A 13,312-nucleotide genomic window follows, 5' to 3' on the forward strand; every position below is an offset into this window, starting at 1 on the left:
CCCTTATGCCGCGTCGCGCTGAGCGCCGCTGCGGTAGTTGTCCACAGCCTCGATCAGCGCCTGGAGAATCGCCGCGCTGTCGCCAATCACCGACAGGTCGGCCCGTTTGATCATGTCGCAGCCGGGGTCCATGTTGATCGCCACCACCTTGTCGCAGGCACCGATCCCCTGCAGGTGCTGGATCGCCCCGGAGATACCCACAGCCACGTAGACCCGCGCCGTGACCCAGGTGCCGGTGGCCCCGACCTGGCGGTTGCGCGGCATGAAGCCGTCGTCCACCGCCACCCGCGAAGCGCCTTCGGTAGCGCCAAGCGCCACGGTCGCCCTGTGGAAAAGCTCCCAGTCCTTCACGCCGTTACCACCGGAGACGATGAATTCCGACTCGGCCATGGCGATCGAGGCAGGATCCACCGCGACTGGCCCCAGGTCTTCGATACGCGACAGGCTGCGCGCCACGCCTGTGGACAACTCCACCGGCAACGCTTCGTGACGGGTTTCGCTGACCGGCTCGGCGCATTCGGCGGCGGCCAGGATCAGGCGCGGCAGACCTCTCTGCAGGTCCTGCTGACCGGCACCGGCGCGGCCGATGCACTGGCCGTCCTTGATCTGCCAGACCCGCGTGGCCGGGCGCTCGCCCAAGGCGGCGCCCAGACGCCGACCCAGTTCGCCGCCACCGGTGCGGCTGTCGGGTAATAGCCAGTGTCGTGGCGCGAACTGGTTATCCACAGCCCGCAAGCCCTGGACAAGCTGCTCGGGCACGTAACCTTCGAACGCTTCGCCTTCAATGACCAGCAGGCGGTCGACGCCGGCTGTGGAAAAGTTAGTTTCCTTGTGTTCACCGAACACCACCGCCAGCACCGCACCGTCACTGCCGGCAAGGCTGCGGGCAAGGCCGAGCAGGTCGCGGTCGTGGCTGCCGAGGCGGCCACCGACCATGTCAGGCACCACGGAGATGTAGAACGCCGGATCCGCCACTTGATGCAAGGGCAATTGCACCTCGGCGGCTGCCGTGCGCCGACCACCGATCGCCGTGCCCTGCTGGGCGCCGCTGCGGTCGATACGCTTGAGGCCACTGGGGCCGATGAAACCAGCGGCGATGGCGTGAGGATTCTTGCGGATGAGCCCATGGGGGCCCATCCAGCGGGTCTGTTGCGTCTGCATCGCCGCGTGCAGCGGATGCAGGCGGTTACGGGCAATCCACTCGGCGCGAGGATCGCGGCGGATGATGTCGCTCATCAGTGCACCTCCGCAGGTTCACGTTTTACCTGGTTCGATTTGCTCGCGGCGGCGGGGGCGTCGTCCTCGATCAGCACATCGGCGACCAACTCGGCCAGGTCCTTGATCTGTGGCCGCGGTTCGACCACACCTTCAAGCATTGCCGTGCACTGTGGACAACCCACCGCCACCAGTTCGGCCTCGGTCTCGCGGATATCATCCATGCGCATGTCGGGAATGCGCTGCTTGCCTGGGATATCGGTGATCGGCGCACCGCCGCCGCCGCCACAGCAACGCGAACGGAAGCCCGAGCGCTGCATCTCGCGCACCTCGATACCCAAGGCCTTGAGCACGTCGCGCGGGGCTTGGTACTCGCCGTTGTAGCGCCCCAGGTAGCACGGGTCGTGGTAGGTCACGCTACCGCCCTTGTGCTGGCCGAGGTTGAGCTTGTTGGCGGCGATCAATTCGGCGATGTAGGTACTGTGGTGCTGCACCTGGTACTCGCCGCCCAGGGCGCCGTATTCGTTCTTCAGTACATGGAAACTGTGCGGATCGCAGGTGACGATGCGCTGGAAGCGGTATTGACCCAGGGTCTGGATGTTGCGCTTGGCCAGTTGCTGGAAGGTCGCTTCATCGCCCAGGCGGCGGGCCACGTCTCCGCTGTCGCGCTCCTCCAGGCCCAGCACGGCGAAGTCCACACCCGAGGCCTTGAGCACCTTGACGAAGGCACGCAGGGTGCGCTGGTTGCGCATGTCGAAGGCGCCGTCACCGACCCAGAACAACACCTCGGTGGTCTTCACCTCCGACAGCAGTTTCAGGTTCAGGTCGGCGGCCCAGTTCATCCGCCCACCGGGGTTGAAGCCGCCGGGGTTGTCGGTGGCGATCAGATTGTCCAGCACCTCGGCGCCTTTGTTCGGCGTCGCGCCCTTTTCCAGCGTGAGGTGACGGCGCATGTCGACGATGGCATCGACGTGCTCGATCATCATCGGGCACTCCTCGACGCAGGCGCGGCAGGTGGTGCACGACCACAGCGTCTCGGCATCGACCAGGCCGCTGACGATCGGCTGGTGTGGATGACCGCCGTGCTCACCCACCGGTTTACCGGGGTACGGGCTACCGGCAAAGGTCGCATCGGTGCCACCGGCCAGGCCGATGACCATGTCCTGGATGAGTTTTTTCGGGTTCAGCGGCTGGCCGGCGGCGAATGCCGGGCACATCGCCTCGCACTTGCCGCACTGCACGCAGGCGTCGAAGCCCAACAGCTGGTTCCAGGTGAAATCGACCGGTTTCTCCACACCCAACGGTGCGTTCGGGTCTTCCAGGTCGAGCGGCTTGAGACCAGTGGAGCGGCCGCCACCGAAACGCTCGGCACGGCGGTGCCAGGCCAGGTGCAGGGCACCGGCGAAGGCGTGCTTCATCGGCCCGCCCCAGGTCATGCCGAAGAACAGCTCCGACACACCCCACAGCACGCCAAGGCCGAGAATGCCGACCATCACCCAGCCGCCGGTATTGGCCGGCAGGATGCCCGCGACCGGCAAGGTGGCGATGAAAAAGCTCGCGGCGAACACCAGCAGGCTTTTCGGCAGACGCATCCACGGGCCCTTGGACAGGCGCGCGGGCGGATTCAGACGACGCTTGAAGACGAAGATCGCGCCGCTGAACATGATCACCGTGGCCACCAGCAGTGCGTAGCCAAGGATCTTGCTCTGCAGGCCGAAGCCGTGCACCAGGATCGCCAGCAGCGCCGACAGCACGAAGCCGCCTGCAGTGGCGACGTGGGTCTTGGACATGTACTTGTCGCGCTCGACCACATGGTGCAGATCGACCAGGTAACGCCGCGGCATGGCCAGCAGGCCACCGAGCAGGTCGACCTTGCTTGGCCGCCCGCGCCGCCACATGCGCACGCGGCGCAGGGCGCCGAGCACCGCCAGGGCGAGCGCGGCGAACAGCAGGATGGGTAGAAGGGTGTTCAACATGGGAGGCTCCCACAACAGCTGGATTCTTGCGCCACTCTCAAGTGCGGCGCGGACCCTGTGGGAGCGGGTTCACCCACGAATGCGTCCGTTCAGGCAACGGTGATGTCAGTACTGACGCATTCGCGGGTAAACCCGCTCCCACAGGGGGCCAATCCCGCCCTCGGCGGCGGTGTTCATGCCTGTGCGATCAGAAATCCTTGCACAGCCGCAAGGCGTCATAGATCGCCGCATGCACGTTGCGCTGGGCCACGCAGTCGCCGATGCGGTACAGCAGGTAGCCCTCGCCAGGCTGGCTGAGGATCGGCTGCGGCTGGATCGCGAACAGGGCATCGATGTCGATCTGGCCCTTGTTGCGCGAACCCTCCTTGAGCCCGTAATACAGCTCCTCGTCCGGACGCACGCCGTTCTCGATCACCACCTGGTCGACCACACGCTCTTCCTTGGCCCCGGTGTATTCGTTCTCCAGCACCGCCACCAGCTTGTCGCCCTCGCGGTAGACCTTCTCCAGCATCATGTCCCCGGTCATGATCACTTCCTTGGGGTAGATGCTGCGGTAGTAGGTCGGGAAGGTCGTGCCGCCCATGGCTACGCCCGGCTTGATGTCGTCGGTGACGATCTCGACCTGGCTGCCCTTGTCGGCGATGAAGTCGGCGGTGGACATGCCGGTGAATTCGCAGATGGTGTCGTACACCAGCACGTTCTTGCCCGGCGCAACCTTGCCGTCGAGCACGTCCCAGCTACTGACCACCAGCCCTTCGGCGGCACCCCAGTGCTCGTTCTGCTCGATGAACGGATGACCGCCCACTGCCAGCACGATGATGTCCGGGCGCAGGTCCTGGATGGTCGCGATGTCTGCCGCCGTGCCCAGGCGCAGGTCGACCTTCAGGCGCGCGAACTCCAGCTGGTACCAGCGGGTGATGCCGGCGATCTGGTCGCGCTGCGGTGCCTTGGCGGCGATGGTGATCTGCCCGCCGATCTGCTCCTTCTTCTCGAACACGGTGACGTCATGGCCACGCTCGGCGGCCACCCGTGCGGCCTCCATGCCGGCAGGGCCGGCGCCGACCACCACCACCTTGCGTTTCGGCCCGGTGGACTTCTCGATGATGTGCGGCACGCCCATGTATTCACGGGACGTCGCGGCGTTCTGGATGCACAGCACGTCCAGGCCCTGGTACTGACGGTCGATGCAGTAGTTGGCACCGACGCACTGCTTGATCTGGTCGATCTGGCCCATCTTGATCTTGGCGATCAGGTGCGGGTCGGCCATGTGCGCACGGGTCATGCCGACCATGTCGACGTAGCCGCCTTCGAGAATACGCGTGGCCTGGTTCGGGTCCTTGATGTTCTGCGCGTGCAGCACCGGGACCTTGACCACTTCCTTGATGCCGGCCGCCAGGTGCAGGAATGGCTCCGGCGGGTAGCTCATGTTGGGGATGACGTTGGCCAGGGTGTTGTGGGTGTCGCAACCCGAACCGACCACGCCGATGAAGTCGATCATGCCGGTGGCGTCGTAGTACGCGGCGATCTGCTTCATGTCCTCGTGGCTCAGGCCATCGGGGTGGAACTCGTCACCGCAGATACGCATACCCACGCAGAAATCGTCACCGACCTCGGCGCGTACCGCCTTGAGCACTTCCAGGCCGAACTTCATGCGGCCTTCGAAGCTGCCGCCCCACTCGTCGGTACGCTTGTTGACCCGCGGGCTCCAGAACTGGTCGATCATGTGCTGGTGCACCGCCGACAGCTCCACGCCGTCCAGTCCGCCTTCCTTCGCCCGGCGCGCGGCCTGGGCGTAGTTGCCAATCACCCGCCAGATCTCTTCCACCTCGATGGTCTTGCAGGTGGCGCGGTGCACCGGCTCGCGGATGCCGGACGGCGACATCAGCGTGGGCCAGTGGAAACCGTCCCAGCGTGAGCGACGGCCCATGTGGGTAATCTGGATCATGATCTTGGCGCCATGCTTGTGCATGGCGTCGGCGAGGTTCTGGAAGTGCGGAATGATGCGGTCGGTGGAAAGGTTCACCGAGGCCCACCATTGCTGCGGACTGTCGATGGCCACCACCGACGAGCCGCCACAGATGGCCAGGCCGATGCCGCCCTTGGCCTTCTCTTCGTAGTACTTCACGTAGCGCTCGGTGGTCATGCCGCCGTCGGTGGCGTAGACCTCGGCGTGCGCGGTGCTGAGCACCCGGTTGCGGATGGTCAGCTTGCCGATCTGGATCGGCTGGAACATTGCTTCGAATGCCATGACGCTCTCTCCGGCTTACAACGGCTTTGTAACGAACAGGCCATCTTCGTGACCTTCTTCAGAACCGCCATAGACCTGCTCCGCCACAGTGCGGATCGAGCTGCCACGGGCAGCGAGGATCTGGTCCATGGCACCGGCGAACCAGCCGGTGAACATGTAGTCGACCTTGCGGCCGCATTTGCCATACACGTAGACGAACGCCGAGTGCTTGAGCTTGACGCTGCATGTGCCTTTGTCGAGGTCGATGTCCTGGATCTCGAACAGGCCCCAGCCACGCTGGCTCAGGCGCTTCATGTAGTGCTCGAACACCGCCACGCCTTCCAGGCCATGGCACTCGGCCTCTTTTTCGCACCAGTGCCAGGCGGATTTGTAGCCGGCCTTGTAGAGAATCTCGGCATAGGCGTCGGCGCCCAGCACCTCCTCGATACCGATGTGGTTGTTGACGAAGAAATGCCGCGGTACGTACAGCATCGGCAGGGCATCGGACGTCCAGACACCGGTCTCGCTGTCGACTTCGATTGGCAATTGCGGGGCGATCTTGGCCATGGAAACTCAACTCCATAAAATTTTTGGATTCGGTCAAAAGCCGCTTTGGCTTTTGCTTTTATAAACAGCCGCAGTGAGTGCTGTTGGGGCCGTAGCGAGCGCGCCGAGCGCAAGGAAGGGCCGAAGCGAAAAGCGAGACAGTGCCGAGGCACGGCGAGCTTTTCGTGAGGGCCTGACGCAGCGATCGGTGCGCGCGGTAGGCCCCAGCAGTACTCACTCGCCCCAGACGTCTTTTAGTACGTTCACCCAGTTCTCGCCCATGATCTTGCGTACCACGCGCTCGGAATGGCCGCGCTTGAGCAGGGTTTCGGTGAGGTTGGGGAATTCGCCCACAGTGCGGATGCCCAGCGGGTTGATGATCTTGCCGAAGTTGGTCAGGCGACGGGCGTAGCCCTTGTCGTGGGTCAGGTACTCGAAGAAGTCCTGGCCATGGCCCTGGGTGAAGTCGGTGCCGATACCGATGGCGTCTTCACCAACGATGTTCATGGTGTACTCGATGGCCTCGGCGTAGTCGTCGATGGTCGAGTCGATGCCCTTGGCCAGGAACGGCGCGAACATGGTCACGCCGACGAAGCCGCCATGGTCGGCGATGAACTTCAGCTCTTCATCGGACTTGTTGCGCGGGTGCTCTTTAAGGCCCGACGGCAGGCAGTGGGAGTAGCAGACCGGCTTTTTCGATTCGAGGATGACTTCCTCGGAAGTCTTGGAACCCACATGCGAGAGGTCGCACATGATGCCGACACGGTTCATCTCGGCGACGATCTCGCGGCCGAAGCCCGACAGACCGCCATCACGCTCGTAGCAACCGGTGCCGACCAGGTTCTGGGTGTTGTAGCACATCTGCACGATGCCCACGCCCAGCTGCTTGAACACGTCGACGTAGGCAATCTGGTCTTCGAAGGCATGGGCGTTCTGGAAGCCGAAGAGGATGCCGGTCTTGCCCAGCTCCTTGGCCTTGCGGATGTCGGCAGTGGTGCGCACCGGCATCACCAGGTCGCTGTTTTCGCGGATCAGCTTCTGGCTGGCGGCGATCTGGTCGACCGTGGCCTTGAAACCTTCCCAGACCGACACGGTGCAGTTGGCTGCGGTCAGCCCGCCTTTACGCATGTCTTCGAACAGCTCGCGGTTCCACTTGGCGATGATCAGGCCATCGATGACGATGCTGTCGGCGTGTAATTCGGCTGGGCTCATCAGGCTGTCCCCTTTTGTCGAGTTGGGCGACGCCGAATCGTGTGCCGGCGCTTTGGGGCCAGCATATGCCTGCGGCCCTTGTCGCCCCGATGCAAAAACGACAGGGGGTTTGCCGAAAGCGTCAATGAGCGACATGGCATGCTCTGGCACGCCGCTTGGCAATGAGAGCAAGTCTCGACAAGAACCGTTCATGAACATTTTCCTTGCCCTCTACCACCCGGCTCTAGGCTGAGCGAGAATCTCGACGATTCGTCAGCCTGTTCAGGAGAAAACGGATGAAATCAAAGGCATGGCTGGTACTGCTGTTCGTGGCGCTGGGCGCCCAGGCCGCCGAAGAAGAAAGCACGCCCTGCGACAATGTCGAGACCGACCAGCAGACCTATGCGTGCGCGGCGTACAACAAGCAGACCGCCGAACGCGAACTGAAGGCCGCCTACGACGACCTGATCCAGCGCATCCGTGACCAGTACGCGGATGAAAACGACAAGGCCGTTGCGCTCAGCGGACGCATGGAGGCGGCCGAGAAGCTCTGGACCCAGTTGCGCGATGCCGACTGCAAGGTCGAGACCTATGCCGAGAAACCTGGCAGCAAGGCCTTTGAAGCGGCGTGGAATACCTGCGTGGCGCAGCGTAGCGACGAGCGCTCGGAGTATCTGCAGTCGGTGGGGCAACAGTGATTCTCTAATGGCCCTTTCGCGGGCAAACCCGCGAAAGAGCCAGCACTGACCCCATCAAACCGCCCTGGCCAACCTGTCCTCCCGCGGGCAGCGCTCGAACCGCGCCCGATAACAGCGGGTGAAATACGACGCCGACTCGAACCCGCACGCTACCCCCACTTCAAGCACGCTCATATCGGTCTGGCGCAGCAGTTGCCGAGCCTTGTCCAGCCGCAGTCGCAGGTAGAAACCACTGGGCGTGTCGTCCAGGTGCAGGCGAAACAGGCGCTCCAACTGGCGACGGGTCACCTGCACGGCATCGGCCAGTATCTGGGTGTTGAGCGGCTGCTCGGTGTTGCGCTCCATTTCGCCGATCACCTTCACCAGCTTCTTGTTGCGAATGCCGTAGCGGGTGGCGATCTCCATGCGCTGGTGATCCTGGCGCGGCCGGATGCGGCTGACCACGAACTGCTCCGACACCTGGATCGCCAGTTCGCTGCCGTGGGCCTGGGCGATCAGGTCGAGCATCAGGTCGATGGAGGCGGTCCCCCCGGCGCAGGTGATCCGTCGACGGTCGATCTCGAACAGCTCCTGGGTCGCCTGCAGGCGCGGATAACGCTCCTTGAACGCCTCCAACGCCTCCCAGTGCAAGGTTGCGCGATAGCCGTCGAGCAGGCCCGCCTCGGCCAGCACCAGCGCACCGGTATCGATACCGCCGAGCGTGCCGCCATCATGCTCTACCCGCCGCAGCGCCTGTTGCAGCACCGGGCCGTAGCAGGCCAGCGGCTCGAAGCCGGCGACAACCAGCAGCATCCCTCCCCGCTCTCTGTCAGACAGCGCCTGGTCGGCATTGACCGACATGCCGTTGCTGGCCTGCACCGGGCCGCCGTCCAGGCTCAGCACCTGCCAGCGATACAGCGCTCCCCGAAAGCGATTGGCCACCCGCAAGGGCTCCACCGCACTGATGAAGCCCAACGCAGAAAACCCCGGCAAGAGAAGAAACTGGATCGTTTCCGGCATCGCTTACTCCTGGGAAGTGGGTGGTCGCTGCAGTGCAACTCTTGGTCGCCAGCGTGCGATTGCCCACTGTGCCATGGGCGTAACTTTTTTCCCACGGCCCGCAGAGGCCGGATCCCATAACAATACGCACTGCCGATGGAGAGCCACCATGCATCGCTTTATCCGCCGCAGCCTGTTGTCCCTCGCTCTCAGCACCACCGTGGTCACCCCGCTGTTCGCCGCCGAGCCCGCCGCCTGCAAGAACGTGCGCCTCGGTGTGGTCAACTGGACCGACGTCATCGCCACCAGCGCCATGGCCCAGGTCCTGCTCGACGGCCTGGGCTACCAGACCAAACAGACCAGCGCCTCGCAACAGATCATCTTCGCGGGCATCCGCGACAAGCGCCTGGACATGTTCCTCGGGTACTGGAACCCGATCATGACCCAGACCATCACCCCGTTCGTCGATGCCAAGCAGGTCAAGGTCCTCGACCAGCCCAGCCTGGAAGACGCCCGCGCCACGCTCGCAGTACCCAAGTACCTGGCCGACAAGGGCCTGAAGAGCTTTGCCGACATCCACAAGTTCGAGAAGGAACTGGGCGGCAAGATCTACGGCATCGAGCCAGGCTCGGGCGCCAACACCCAGATCAAGGCGATGATCGCCAGCAACAAGTTCGACCTGGGCAAGTTCCAGCTGGTCGAGTCGAGCGAAGCCGGCATGCTTGCCGCCGTCGATCGTGCCGTGCGCCGCAATGAAGCCGTGGTGTTCTTTGGCTGGGCGCCGCACCCGATGAACGTGAACATCGACATGGTCTACCTGGGCGACAGCCAGGACGCCCTGGGCCCGGACGAAGGCCGTGCCACGGTGTGGACCGTCACCGCGCCCGACTACGCCGAACGCTGCCCCAACGCCAACCGCCTGCTGGCCAACCTGAAATTCAGCGCCGAGGACGAGAGCCGCATGATGCAGCCGCTGCTCGATCACAAGGACCCGCTGGAGTCGGCACGCCAGTGGCTCAAGGACCACCCGCAAGACAAGGCCCGCTGGCTTGAGGGCGTGACCACCTTCGACGGCAAGCCGGCAGCTGACAACCTCAAGCTCACCGCCAACTGACCCGGCCTCTTCGCGGGCAATCCCGCTCCTGCAGGTTATGCGCATGCCATGAGCATGTAGGAGCGGGCTGCCCGCGAAAAGCCCAACACCGAACTCACAGAACAGACAAGCCTGAAGGATTTACCCCATGAACCACGACGTCATCATCACCTGTGCCCTGACCGGAGCCGGCGACACCGTTGCCAAGAGCCACCTGGTCCCGGTCACCCCCAAGCAGATCGCCGAAGCCGCCGTCGAGGCCGCCAAGGCCGGCGCTACCGTGGTCCACTGCCACGTCCGTGACCCACAGACTGGTCGCTTCAGCCGCGACGTCGCGCTGTACCGCGAAGTGATGGAGCGTATCCGCGAGTCTGACGTGGACGTGATCGTCAACCTGACTGCCGGCATGGGCGGCGACCTGGAGATCGGCCCGGGCGAAGCACCGATGGACTTCGGCGCCGGCACCGACCTGATCGGCCCGCTGGAGCGCCTGGCCCACGTCGAGGCGCTGCTGCCGGAAATCTGCACCCTGGACTGCGGCACGCTCAACTTTGGCGACGGCAACTCGATCTATGTTTCCACCCCGGCGCAACTGCGCGCGGGTGCCAAGCGCATCACCGAGCTTGGCGTGAAGGCGGAGCTGGAAATCTTCGATACCGGCCACCTGTGGTTCGCCAAGCAGATGATCAAGGAAGGCCTGCTCGAAGACCCGCTGTTCCAGCTGTGCCTGGGCATCCCATGGGGTGCGCCTGCCGATACCACCACCATGAAGGCCATGGTCGACAACCTGCCGGCCAACGTCACCTGGGCAGGCTTCGGCATCGGCCGCATGCAGATGCCGATGGCCGCACAGGCGGTGCTGCTGGGCGGCAACGTGCGCGTGGGCCTGGAAGACAACCTCTACCTCGACCGTGGCGTGCTGGCCAGCAACGGTCAACTGGTCGAACGCGCGGTGGAGATCATCTCGCGCCTCGGTGGCCGCGTGCTGACCCCGGCCGAAGGGCGCGAAAAAATGAATCTCAAGCGTCGCGGATAAAACAGCCCCGCCGCGATCCCTGTGGGAGCGGGCTTGCCCGCGAAGCAGGCGACGCGGTGGATGGCACCGGCTGCGCCGGTGTTCGCGGGTGAAACCGCTCCTACAGGGCCCGCGCCAACCTCAAGCACATAGAGAGACCAACATGTCCTTCATCACCGACATCAAAACCTTCGCCGCCCTCGGTAGCGGCGTCATCGGCAGCGGCTGGGTCGCCCGCGCCCTGGCCCATGGCCTGGACGTGATCGCCTGGGACCCTGCACCCGGCGCCGAGCAGGCCCTGCGCAAACGTATCGCCAACGCCTGGCCGGCCCTGGAAAAACAAGGTCTGGCACCGGGCGCCGCACAAGAGCGGCTGAAGTTCGTCGCCACCATCGAGGAATGCGTACGCGACGCCGATTTCATCCAGGAAAGCGCCCCCGAGCGCCTGGATCTCAAGCTCGACCTGCATGCCAAGATCAGCGCCGCGGCCAAGCCCGATGCGATCATCGGCTCCAGCACCTCGGGCCTGTTGCCCAGCGAGTTCTATGAGTCGGCCACCCACCCCGAGCGCTGCGTGGTCGGCCACCCGTTCAACCCGGTGTACCTGTTGCCGCTGGTGGAGATCGTCGGCGGCAAGCACACCGCGCCTGAAGCCATCGAGGCAGCGAAGAGCATCTACACCGCGCTGGGCATGCGCCCGCTGCATGTGCGCAAGGAGGTCCCGGGCTTCATCGCCGACCGTCTGCTCGAAGCGCTGTGGCGCGAGGCTCTGCACCTTGTCAACGACGGGGTGGCCAGCACTGGCGAGATCGACGATGCGATTCGCTTTGGTGCGGGTCTGCGCTGGTCGTTCATGGGCACCTTCCTCACCTACACGCTGGCCGGTGGCGATGCAGGCATGCGCCACTTCATGTCGCAGTTCGGCCCGGCGCTGAAGCTGCCCTGGACCTACCTGCCAGCGCCAGAGCTGACCGACAAGCTGATCGACGACGTGGTCGACGGCACCTCCGAACAACTGGGCGAACGCAGCATCGCGGCGCTGGAGCGCTATCGTGACGATACCCTGCTGGCGGTGCTGGACGCTGTGAAGAACAGCAAGGCCAAGCACGGCATGGCCTTTGGCGACTGAGGAGACTGCGATGCCCGCACTGATCACCTACCGCACCCCGGTTCAGCAAGACTGGGTCGATTACAACGGGCACCTGCGCGATGCCTTCTACCTGCTGATCTTCAGCTACGCCACCGATGCGCTGATGGAGCGCATCGGTCTGGACGCCGACAGCCGCGGTCAGAGCGGCAACTCGCTGTTCACCCTGGAGGCGCACATCAATTATCTGCACGAGGTGAAGCTCGGCACCGAGGTCTGGGTGCAGACGCAGATCATCGGCTTCGACAAGAAGCGCTTGCACCTGTACCACACGCTGCACCGCGCAGGCTTCGACGAAGCCCTGTCGGCCAGCGAGCAGATGCTGCTGCACGTGGACCTGGCGGGGCCGAAGTCGGCGCCGTTCAGCGAGCGTAGTGCCGCGTTGCTGCAAGGGCTGGTGGATGAGCAGCGTGACCAGGCACCTGCCGAGTTCGTGGGCCGGGTGATCGGTTTGCCTGCACGAACCTGAAGCCTCTCCCGAGGCCGCCCGCGCCCCCCGGCCCGGCCGGGGCAAGACAGCGCGCTGTCTTCTTCGCGGGCGAGCCCGCTCCCACAGACAGCCAAAAAAAAGCCCCGGAAGCCGTGAGCGTCCGGGGTCGAGAGCGAGCAACATCCACTGTGCGTGAAGTGAGGGTGACCAAACCCTCGGTGCCGTGAATGACTCCAGTGTGCTCACTTCCCTTCTGCCTGATTTAGCCGGGAACGACCTGTTCTTAGCCAAAGCGGCCATCGCGACGTTATGCCCTTGCGAGGTTGTCGTACTGGTCACAGAATCAGTCGTAAATCACGGCACCAGACAAGGACTACAACCATGATGCATGCGGATTTGATCGACCAGGACGACCTGCTGGGCCACCTGCGCGCACGCGGGTTCGACATTCCGGCCGGTGCCAGCGCCGAGCAGGCGTGCGAAGTGGTGGTGCGCGGGCTGACCGAGCCCAATGCCCGGGCGTTGAAGGGAATGGTGGAGCAGATGTACACCGGCAGCGCGACCATCCTGCCGGCGGTACGTCAGGCGATCGACAAGCAGCTGCTGCCGGCGTTGGCGCAGTTCAACAAGCGGGGCTGAACCTTTAGACCGAGTCGCCTGCTTCGCGGGTAAACCCGCTCCCACAGGGATTGGTCTGGCCTTCAGATTTTGAGCAAGACAGTTGCTACCACAGGGGTCACGCGCCCCCTGTGGGAGCGGGTTTACCCGCGAAGAAAGCGCCGCCGTCTCCCACAGG

General features: G+C 64.3%; 12 protein-coding genes. 6 read left to right on the forward strand and 6 right to left on the reverse strand.

Going from position 1 to position 13,312, the window contains the following annotated elements:
• Positions 1–3: 3 nt before the first annotated feature.
• The 5 genes from etfA to IAE40_RS06880 all read right to left on the reverse strand — a co-directional run bounded on the left by etfA (position 4) and on the right by IAE40_RS06880 (position 7,176).
• Positions 4–1,236: an electron transfer flavoprotein subunit alpha gene (gene etfA, locus IAE40_RS06860; RefSeq protein WP_200602901.1), complete on the reverse strand. Its 1,233-nt coding sequence runs from the start codon at positions 1,234–1,236 to the stop codon at positions 4–6.
• Entirely contained in the window at positions 1,236–3,191 is a 1,956-nt protein-coding gene (gene dgcB / locus IAE40_RS06865) for a dimethylglycine demethylation protein DgcB (protein WP_153772441.1), read from the reverse strand. The genes etfA and dgcB overlap by 1 nt, the downstream gene beginning before the upstream one ends.
• Before the next feature lie 187 nt (positions 3,192–3,378).
• On the reverse strand, positions 3,379–5,439 hold the full coding sequence (gene dgcA / locus IAE40_RS06870; RefSeq protein WP_054891725.1) for a dimethylglycine demethylation protein DgcA: 2,061 nt from the start codon (positions 5,437–5,439) through the stop codon (positions 3,379–3,381).
• A 15-nt stretch (positions 5,440–5,454) separates the two neighbouring features.
• Complete coding sequence (locus tag IAE40_RS06875; protein ID WP_054891724.1) at positions 5,455–5,985, reverse strand: DUF5943 domain-containing protein; 531 nt, start codon at positions 5,983–5,985, stop codon at positions 5,455–5,457.
• Between the two features lie 213 nt (positions 5,986–6,198).
• Positions 6,199–7,176, reverse strand: a complete 978-nt coding sequence (locus IAE40_RS06880; protein WP_009404077.1) for a dipeptidase — start codon at positions 7,174–7,176, stop codon at positions 6,199–6,201.
• Positions 7,177–7,451: 275 nt separating this feature from the next.
• On the opposite strand from IAE40_RS06880, the gene IAE40_RS06885 reads away from it, so the two are divergent.
• Positions 7,452–7,853 carry a lysozyme inhibitor LprI family protein gene (locus IAE40_RS06885; RefSeq protein ID WP_054891723.1) on the forward strand — a complete coding sequence of 134 codons (402 nt, stop codon included), beginning with the start codon at positions 7,452–7,454 and terminating at the stop codon, positions 7,851–7,853.
• Between the two features lie 54 nt (positions 7,854–7,907).
• Here IAE40_RS06885 and IAE40_RS06890 read toward each other — a convergent pair whose 3' ends face one another.
• On the reverse strand, positions 7,908–8,852 hold the full coding sequence (locus IAE40_RS06890) for a GlxA family transcriptional regulator (RefSeq protein ID WP_153772442.1): 945 nt from the start codon (positions 8,850–8,852) through the stop codon (positions 7,908–7,910).
• 148 nt (positions 8,853–9,000) lie between these two features.
• Between IAE40_RS06890 and choX the strand changes: the two genes are divergently transcribed.
• From choX to IAE40_RS06915, 5 genes are all read left to right on the forward strand, one after another.
• Complete coding sequence (gene choX / locus IAE40_RS06895; RefSeq protein WP_054891721.1) at positions 9,001–9,945, forward strand: choline ABC transporter substrate-binding protein; 945 nt, start codon at positions 9,001–9,003, stop codon at positions 9,943–9,945.
• Positions 9,946–10,072: 127 nt separating this feature from the next.
• The gene (locus IAE40_RS06900; protein WP_054891720.1) at positions 10,073–10,960 is read left to right on the forward strand and encodes a 3-keto-5-aminohexanoate cleavage protein; all 888 of its coding nucleotides are present in this window, start codon (positions 10,073–10,075) and stop codon (positions 10,958–10,960) included.
• Between the two features lie 142 nt (positions 10,961–11,102).
• Positions 11,103–12,068, forward strand: coding sequence for an L-carnitine dehydrogenase (locus tag IAE40_RS06905; RefSeq protein WP_112897137.1), 966 nt, complete (start codon positions 11,103–11,105; stop codon positions 12,066–12,068).
• 10 nt (positions 12,069–12,078) lie between these two features.
• Entirely contained in the window at positions 12,079–12,555 is a 477-nt protein-coding gene (locus tag IAE40_RS06910; protein ID WP_125930970.1) for a thioesterase family protein, read from the forward strand.
• 342 nt (positions 12,556–12,897) lie between these two features.
• On the forward strand, positions 12,898–13,155 hold the full coding sequence (locus tag IAE40_RS06915) for a hypothetical protein (RefSeq protein WP_153772445.1): 258 nt from the start codon (positions 12,898–12,900) through the stop codon (positions 13,153–13,155).
• The last annotated feature ends 157 nt before the right edge of the window (positions 13,156–13,312 follow it).

The organism is Pseudomonas sp. S44 (assembly GCF_016624805.1).
In the GTDB taxonomy this organism is placed as follows: Bacteria; Pseudomonadota; Gammaproteobacteria; order Pseudomonadales; family Pseudomonadaceae; genus Aquipseudomonas; species Aquipseudomonas machongensis.